The following is a 6,911-nucleotide window of genomic DNA, read 5'->3' as shown; positions in this document are numbered from 1 at the left end:
GCGCGGATTTGGGTGCTGGTCTGGGCGGTGTGGTTGATGCGGGTGCGCATGCCGCGACGGACCTTGGTGGTGCTGTGGGTGCGGGTGGTCAGCTCGGCGCGGATTTGGGTGCTGGTCTGGGCGGTGTGGTTGATGCGGGTGCGCATGCCGCGACGGACCTTGGTGGTGCTGTGGGTGCGGGTGGTCAGCTCGGTACGGATCTCGGTGCCGGTCTCGGCGGCACGATTGGTGCAGGGGCACAAGCGATTTCGGGCTTCGAGACCGGGCTCGACGGGGGCGGCGATCTCGGTGGCAGCTTGGGGGGCGCGCTGGACGCCGGTGCCCAGGCATCGACCGGCTTCTCCAGCGCAATCGGCACCGCAGCCGACGCGAACGCTGATCTGTCCACAGGCCTGACAGGCGCGGTAAACGCCGGCGCGCAGGCGGGCTCCGATCTGGGTGGCAGTCTGTCGACCGGCTCGGGAGGCGCCGCGGGTGCTGGTGCCCAGGCGGGTGCCGACCTGTCCACGGGGCTGAGCGGTGCCGTTGGCGGCGGTGCGCAGGCGGGCTCCGATCTGGGTGGCAGCTTGTCCACCGGTCTGGGTGGTGCTGTTGATGCGGGCGCCCACGCGGCCGGTGGTCTGGAAACCGGCCTGTCCACCGGAATCGGTGGCGCGCTCGGCGGTGGTGCAGAGCTGGGATCGGATCTGGGCGGGAGTCTGTCGACCGGTCTGGTGGGCGCGGCAGGCGCTGGAGCCCAGGCAGGTGCTGATCTGTCCACAGACCTGAGTGGCGCGGTCGGTGGCGGCGCGGAACTGGGGACCGATCTCGGAGCCGGTCTGTCCAGTGGTCTCGGCGGTGCTGTCGATGCTGGTGCACACACGGGTGCCGATCTGGGCGGCAGCTTGTCCACCGGCCTGGGTGGCGCCGTTGATGCCGGAGCGCAGGCCGCCGGTGGCCTGGAGACAGGCTTGTCCACCGGAATTGGTGGCGCGCTCGATGGTGGTGCGCAGCTGGGTTCCGAGCTCGGCGGCAGTGTGTCGACTGGTCTGGTGGGCGCGGCAGGTGCCGGTGCCGGGCTCGGTGGCGGTTTGTCCACAGGTCTGGGCGGCGCTGTCAGCGCTGGTACGCAAGCTGGCGCTGATCTGGGTGGCAGTCTGTCGACCGGCTTGGGAGGCGCCGCGGGTGCTGGTGCCCAGGCGGGTGCCGACCTGTCCACAGGGCTGAGCGGTGCCGTTGATGCTGGTGCGCAGGCTGCCGGTGGTTTGGAATCCGGGTTGTCCACTGGAATTGGTGGTGGTGCTCAGTTGGGTTCTGAGCTGGGCGGCGGTTTGTCGACTGGTCTCGGTGGCGCGGCGGGTGCCGGTGCGCAGGCAGGTGCCGATCTGGGGGGCGGTTTGGCCACAGGTCTGGGTGGTGCTGTTGATGCAGGTGGTCAGGCGGCGAGCGGTCTGGAGGCGGGGTTGTCCACCGGGATCGGTGGGGCTGCGCAGGCCGGTGCGGGTGTCGGGGGTGGGTTGTCCACAGGGGCGAATGGGGTTGTTGATGCTGGGGCGCAGGCTACTTCGGGGATCGAGGGAGCTTTCGATGCGGGGGCGCATGCGGGAAGTGGGCTCGGGGGTGGGCTGGAGGCTGGGCTCGGCGGTGTGGTGGATGCCGGGGCCGGGCTCGGTGGCGGCGTGTCGAGCGGGGCTTCGTCCGCGATCGGCACCGGTGCTCAGGTGACGACGGGGCTGGAGTCGAGTTTGGCTACTGGTGCGGCGCTCGGTACGGGCGCTGAGCTCGGTGGCGGGTTGTCGAGCAGTCTCGGTGGTGCTCTCGGCGGCGGTGCGCAGGTCGGATCGGATCTCGGTGACGCTGGTGCGCACGCCACGTCCGGGTTCTCCAGTGCCATCGGTGGCGCGGCTGATCTGGGCGGCGGTTTGTCCACGGGTCTGGGCGGTGCGGTCGGCGCCGGGACGCAGGCCGGTGCGGGGCTGTCCACGGGGGTCGGCGCCGGCGCGCACGCAGGTTCGGAGCTCGGTGCGGGTGTGAGCGGTGCGGTCGGTGCCGGTGCCCACGCGGGTTCGGAGCTCGGTGCGGGCTTGTCTTCAGGTGTGAGCGGTGCGGTCGGTGCCGGGACGCAGGCCGGTGCAGGGCTGTCCACAGGTTTGGGCGGTGCAGTTGATGCCGGTGGCCATGCGGCTACCGGTCTGGAGACGGGACTGTCCACCGGAGTCGGTGCGGCCACCGGGCTCGGCGGCAGCGTGTCCACCGGAGCGCAGGGCGCCGTCGATGCCGGAACACATCTGGGGACGGGTCTGGAGACCGGTCTTTCCAGCGGAATCAGCAGTGGCATCCAAGCCGGCAGTGGCCTGGAAACCAGCCTCGGCGGCGGTGCGCACGCCGGAACCGGTTTGGCCACAGGCCTTTCCACCGGTGTGGGTGGCTCGGCGGATGCGGGCCTCGGCGGCGGACTCTCGTCGAGCGTCGACTCCACGGTGCATTCCGGTGCCGCGGCACATGGCGCCGCCAACGGCACCGCGGAACTGGGCGGTCACGCCGGTTCGGCACTGACCGGCGGCGCCGCCTCGACCGTCGGGTCCACCGCGAATACCTGGTCGTCGCTGGATGTTTCGAATGCCTTCGGTTCCGGACTCGACAGTTCGGCCGGATCGCATCTGGACACGTCGGTCACCGGACACAGCGATTCCAGCCTCTTCACCGATACTCATGCGGGTACCGATCTGGCCGGACATGCCGGCGGCGATCTGGGCGGCGACGCCTTCCTGCACTGAGCGGCAGCGGATATTCGTACGAAAGAGGTTCGATGGGGACACCCGCAGTCAATGCTCAACCGCCCGCGGTACCGCTGCTGACGGTATTGGGTGAAACCATCGCCGCGGCGCGCGCCGCGGGTCGCAATGATCTGGTCGGTCGCCTGGAAATGGCGGCCGACCGGGTCCGCGATCCGCGGCGCCGCATCGTGATCGTCGGACAACTCGGCCAGGGCAAGAGTTGTTTCGTCAATGCGCTGTTGAATCTGGAGATCTGCCCGGTCGGCGACGACGCGACCACCGCTGTCCCGACCTTGCTCGCGCACGGTCCCGAACCATATGCCGAACTGGTGCTGGCCGGGCCGAGCGGAACCGAGGAGGCGCGAGTTCCATTGCCGGTCGAGGAGATCGGCATGATCAATGTCCGCACACCGCAGGCACACGGCCGACGAGTGCTGCGCATCGAGATCCAGCTCCCGAATCCGCTGTTGGCCGACGGCATCGTGCTGGTGGACACACCGGGCGTCGGCGGCCACGGAAGTGGTTATGCGGCAGGCGTACTCGGCCTGGTCGCCACCGCCGACGCGGTGCTGGTGCTCTCGGATGCCTCCACCGAACTCACCGAGCCGGAATTGGCCTTCCTCCGGCAGGTCCGCGAACTGTGCCCGACCACCGCACTGTTACTCACCAAGATCGATCTGTATCCGCATTGGCGCCAAGTGCATCAGGCCGACGAGGGGCATCTGAGCCGAGCACGAGTCGAGGTGCCGATCATCCCGGTTTCCGCGGTACTGCGCAGGCACGCGATGATTCTGCAGGACCAACAGTTGGGTGCCGAATCCGGCTTCGGTGTGCTGTACCAGTTCCTCCGCGAACAGGTGGTAGCCCGCGATCAAGCCGCCACCCTGGTTGCGGTGGCCCACGATATCCAGTCCGCCGCAGAGCATTTGGCGCTCGCGCTCGGCAGTGAACTGGTCGCACTGCGCGATCCCCGCCAGGGCGCGATGGCGGTGCGTGAGCTGCAAATCGCGAAGACCACCGCCGAGGATCTGCACCGGCGCACCTCGGCCTGGCAGCTGACCCTCTCCGACGGCATCACCGATCTGGCCGGCGATGTCGATCACGATCTGCGCGAGCGCCTGCGCGAGATCGCCCGAACCGGTGAGGAGTGGATCGATAAGCACGATCCGGGCCGCCATTGGGACCGGATTGCCGAATGGCTCACCGGCGATATCGACATCGCCCTCGGCGACAACCTGCTCTGGACGCATACCCGCGCCGTGGAACTCGCCGAGCGGGTCGCCGAGCATTTCACCGAGATCGGCATGGTCGAACTGCCCGATGTCAGCTCCGGCTTGCACACCGAGGACAGCCGCGCCGGTGGGGGCACCCTCGCCGATCTCGAGCCCGATATCGGTTTCGGCAGCAAAATTCTGGTCGGCATGCGGGGTTCCTACGGCGGTGTGCTGATGGTCGGCCTCGCGACCACCTTCGCCGGGCTGGCGATGCTCAATCCGATCTCCATCGGTGCCGGTGTCCTGGTGGGCGGCAAGGCTTTCCGCGACGACAAGCAGGCCAGGCTGGCCCGGCGCCGCAATGAGGCCAAGGTCGCCATTCGACGCTTCATCGATGACGTCGCGTTCCAGGCGGGCAAGGAATCCAAGGACCGCCTGCACCGCATCCATCGGGCTCTGCGCGATCACTACACCGGCGTCGCCGAACGCAGCCTGCGCTCCATCGACGATTCGCTGCGGGCCGCGCAGGAGGCGGCGAATATGGAAACGGCCCGCCGGACCGAGCGCTGCGCGGTACTCGACCGGCAGCTGCACATGGTCGCCGAGCTGCGACGCTATGCGGATGCTATGCAACCTGCCATCGTCGCGCCGCGGAAAGGAGCCGCCGGTACGGTAACCCCGTGAGAAGAGACGTGACCCGGCATGATGCTCGGCGGGCGCCCGGCATCGTCGCCGAGGCGCATCAGCTGGTCGCCGCGGCCAGGCAGGCATTTCCCCGTGAGCCGCGACCGCGTGCGCTGCTGGCCGACTGTGCCCGCCGCCTGGATCAGCCGCTGCGGGTGGCGCTGGCGGGTTCGTTGAAGGCGGGCAAGTCGACTCTGCTCAACTCCCTGGTCGGCCAGGACATCGCCCCGACCGATGCGACCGAATGCACGCGCGTGGTCACCTGGTACCGCAACGGCTCGACTCCGAGCGTGACGGCCTACGCACCGGACGGCTCGACGGCGAATGTGGTGGTGCGCCGCGGCAGCGGCACGCACGGGCTCACCTTCGATCTGGAACGACTGAACTGGAATGCGCCGGGCCCGCGCGAGGTGGACCACCTGGAGGTCGAGTGGCCCGCTGCCGCACTGGCGAATACCACCATCATCGACACCCCTGGCACATCGTCGTTGTCGCGGGAAGTGTCATTGCGGACCGCGCGATTGCTCACGCCCGGTGACGCCGACGGCATGGCGGCCGTATCGATTCCGGGTGCGGACGCCGTGGTCTATCTGCTGCGTCGGCTCGATGACGCCGACGTCCGGTTCCTCGAACAGGTCGGTGCCGGAACCGCTGGTGCGCAGGGGATTTCGGGTCCGCTAGGTGTTATCGGAGTGGTCTCGCGTGCCGACGAGATCGGGGCGGGCCGAATCGACGCACTGCATTCCGCTCGCGATGTCGCGGCACGTTTCGCGGGCGAGTTGGAGCGAACGGGACTGTGCCAGGCCGTAATTCCGGTCGCCGGTCTGCTCGCATTCGCCGCGGCGACCCTGCGTCAGCAGGAATTCACCGCCTTCGAGGCGCTGGCCCGGGTGCCGGTCGACGAGCTGAGCGCCGCACTGCTCTCGGCAGATCGCTTCGCCCGCCCCGATATTCCGCTCCCGGTCCCGCCCGAACTCCGCGCTCAGCTAGCGGCCCGTTTCGGCCTGTTCGGAATTCGGATGGCGGTCACACTGATCCGCCTCGGTGTGCGCGACTCCGCCACGCTGGCAGCGGAATTGACCAACCGCAGCGGGGTGGACGAACTCCGCTCGGTACTCGACGTCCAATTCGGCCAGCGCGCCGACCAACTCAAGGCGCACTCGGCCCTCACCGCCCTGGCCCGCGTCCTCACCGCATACCCCGGCACCCCCGCCGACCAGCTGCTACCCCGAGTCCGCACGCTGCTGGCCGACGTGCACGGTTTCGCCGAACTCCGCCTACTCGGTCGCCTGCGCACCGATGAATTGGCGCTGCCCGCACCGGATCTCGCCGAACTGCACCGACTGATCGGCGGCTCCGGCGTCGCCCCACATCTGCGACTAGGCCTGCCCTTCGGCGCCGACCCCGCCATACAGCGCGCCGAGGCCATGGCCGCCGTGCGCAAATGGCGTGCCCGCGCCCGCCACCCCCTGGCCGACCAGTTCACGACCACCGCCTGCCTCACCGCAGCTCGCAGCGCCGAAGGAACTTTGAGCCTGTTGCCAGAGTAATTCTCGGCGTGGGCTGATCGGCGCGCGATTACGTGGGTAGCGGATCGACGGCGGTGTCGAACACCCGTTGATGCGGCCGCACATCGCGTGCGAGGCAGTTGGAGCGCCGGCAGTAGTGTGCGCGTGTCAGCCGGTGATCCGACGTAGGGCGGCGGCCAACTCCTTGCCCGACGGCGCGTGGTCCGGATCGATCAAAACCTGCGCGGCCAACCCCGTCAGCAGCGCCTGATAGAACGACCCGATGGCGCGTCCGCCTTCGGTATCGGATTCATCAATGCCCTCGAACAGGCGGGCCAGCCCACGGCGAGCTTCGTCGAGACTGCCCGCCAACTGCTCGCGGGTCGCCTCGTCCTGCCCGGACTGGGCGAGGATGTCGAAGGTCGCCGACCAGAGCCCGCGATGATCGGCAATCGAGTCGAGCACCGCGGTCCAGTTCGCTTCGAAACGTTGTAGCGCAGTCGAATTCGGCTCCGCCGCCGCGCTCAGGGTGCGTTCGAGTTCATCGCCCCACTCCCGATTCGCCTCGGCCAGTGCGGCATTGAGCAGCGCCTCCTTGGAGCCGAAGTGGTAGCCGATGGCGGCCATGCTGACCCCGCCCGCGGCATTCGAAATGTCGCGCACGGTGGTGCGCGTATAGCCCTTCTCGAACAGGCAGCGGCGCGCTCCCGCCAGCAGATCCTCGCGATTTCCCATGGTCGGCATGCTAG

General features: G+C 68.8%; 5 protein-coding genes. 3 read left to right on the top strand and 2 right to left on the bottom strand.

What is annotated here, in order from left to right; translation table 11 throughout:
• Nucleotides 1–1,580, bottom strand: a 1,580-nt coding sequence (locus tag ACFYOW_RS10595) for a hypothetical protein (protein WP_387286588.1), incomplete at its 3' end; no start/stop codon positions are given.
• Nucleotides 1,581–1,625: 45 nt separating this feature from the next.
• Here ACFYOW_RS10595 and ACFYOW_RS10590 point away from each other — a divergent pair.
• Genes ACFYOW_RS10590 through ACFYOW_RS10580 form a run of 3 tightly spaced genes read left to right on the top strand, consistent with a single transcriptional unit; the run spans nucleotide 1,626 to nucleotide 6,204 of the window.
• Nucleotides 1,626–2,756, top strand: a complete 1,131-nt coding sequence (locus ACFYOW_RS10590) for a hypothetical protein (RefSeq protein WP_387286586.1) — start codon at nucleotides 1,626–1,628, stop codon at nucleotides 2,754–2,756.
• Nucleotides 2,757–2,788: 32 nt separating this feature from the next.
• A complete protein-coding gene (locus ACFYOW_RS10585) occupies nucleotides 2,789–4,654 on the top strand; it encodes a dynamin family protein (protein WP_387286584.1) in 1,866 nt (621 codons plus the stop codon).
• Nucleotides 4,651–6,204: a dynamin family protein gene (locus ACFYOW_RS10580; protein WP_387286582.1), complete on the top strand. Its 1,554-nt coding sequence runs from the start codon at nucleotides 4,651–4,653 to the stop codon at nucleotides 6,202–6,204. Before ACFYOW_RS10585 ends, ACFYOW_RS10580 begins: the two co-directional genes overlap by 4 nt.
• 126 nt (nucleotides 6,205–6,330) lie before the next feature.
• On the opposite strand, the gene ACFYOW_RS10575 is transcribed toward ACFYOW_RS10580, so the two are convergent.
• Entirely contained in the window at nucleotides 6,331–6,897 is a 567-nt protein-coding gene (locus ACFYOW_RS10575) for a TetR/AcrR family transcriptional regulator (RefSeq protein ID WP_387286580.1), read from the bottom strand.
• Nucleotides 6,898–6,911 lie beyond the last annotated feature (14 nt).

This window comes from Nocardia sp. NPDC006982, assembly GCF_042869435.1.
In the GTDB taxonomy this organism is placed as follows: domain Bacteria; phylum Actinomycetota; class Actinomycetes; order Mycobacteriales; family Mycobacteriaceae; genus Nocardia.
The sequence above is the reverse complement of the archived record's forward strand: the minus strand, read 5'-3'. Positions and strand labels throughout refer to the sequence as shown.

Bases quoted from the DNA above. Each gene is read 5' to 3' on its own strand.
- ACFYOW_RS10585 (WP_387286584.1), top strand. From the start codon at position 2,789: ATGGGGACACCCGCAGTCAATGCTCAACCGCCCGCGGTACCGCTGCTG.
- ACFYOW_RS10575 (WP_387286580.1), bottom strand. From the start codon at position 6,897: ATGGGAAATCGCGAGGATCTGCTGGCGGGAGCGCGCCGCTGCCTGTTC.